The 1,059-nt window shown below is 57.2% G+C and carries 1 protein-coding gene; it reads left to right on the top strand.

The genetic code is table 11. The annotated features are described in order from the left end of the window. Nucleotides 1-170: 170 nt before the first annotated feature. The gene (locus C8J33_RS28040) at nt 171-446 is read left to right on the top strand and encodes a DUF2934 domain-containing protein (protein WP_132665935.1); all 276 of its coding nucleotides are present in this window, start codon (nt 171-173) and stop codon (nt 444-446) included. Nucleotides 447-1,059 lie beyond the last annotated feature (613 nt).

The following is a 1,059-nucleotide window of genomic DNA, read 5'->3' as shown; positions in this document are numbered from 1 at the left end:
GTGCCGTCCGCTATACCGGACCCTGATAGTAACTCAACGACACGTCCCCAATCGTGAGCTACCATTCCACCTGACATTCTAAGGGCTCCTTTGTGATATTGACAAGGCCGTCGGCGGAACGAATTTTCCATGCTTGCGTTGTTGGCGGTTACCAATCCAAGGAGGGCATCATGAGTGCCGATGACGAACAGAAGCGCGAGAGGGCCTATCGCATATGGGAAGATGAAGGGCGGCCCGAAGGCCGTCACGACGATCACTGGAAACGGGCAGGCGAACGGGCGTTGGCCGACCAGGTATCCGAGGACGTTACTAAGACAAACCAGGAGGCCGATCAGGATTTCGCGGAGGTGATTACGGCACGAAGTCGCCCGCGGATATCAAGCTGCCGTCGACGATCAGCCCCGACTGAGCCAACACGGCGGATTTACCGTACGTACATCCCCTGAGGGCACATGTCCACCCGGAAGCATGCGCGTTTTGATTCCGAGCGGTCGGCGCATCATCTCGTCGTACCTCGAGAAAGACATCGAGTGAATATCGATCCCGGTCACGACAGAAAGGCCGCTGTGGCACGCCGGGCTGAACGGAACTAACCTGACATGCGATACTTACCTTTTCCGAGATCGCGGCGTGTCGACCGGACACGATGGAGATGGTGAACGCAGGAGTTTTTCCGGTTTCTGCCTGTGGCCAACGAAACGGCAGCCGAGCGCCCGACCCGTCCGCAGCGATCTGTCTTTATTAAAAAGGCATGACATGATCGATCCTCCAGTCCGTCCCGTTGGAGACCCGGAACGCCAGCAGGAACTCAAACTGGCGGTCGATTACACGGTCCAGTTGCTTGTCTAAGAGGCGCGTCTTGTCGGGTGGCAGCGGATGGAGTTTTTGACTGTGATGATGGACGCCGCCAACGACCGTCTATCGGCGATCGCGCCGGAAGCCGATATAGAGCAGGGGTAAGAGCTGATGCGGCACCCAATCTGAGGCGGCGTTATCGCGTTGTCCTCGCGAATATGAACGTTCGTACGACAATCAGCCTTGCACAGCGCATCTTCGAAA

Origin of the sequence: Rhizobium sp. PP-CC-3G-465 (assembly GCF_004343445.1) — a bacterium.
Classification (GTDB): domain Bacteria; phylum Pseudomonadota; class Alphaproteobacteria; order Rhizobiales; family Rhizobiaceae; genus Ferranicluibacter; species Ferranicluibacter rubi.
This window is presented reverse-complemented; position numbering and strand designations above follow the sequence as displayed.

Excerpts from the sequence above, each read along its gene's own strand:
- C8J33_RS28040 (WP_132665935.1), top strand. The coding sequence starts at position 171 with ATGAGTGCCGATGACGAACAGAAGCGCGAGAGGGCCTATCGCATATGG.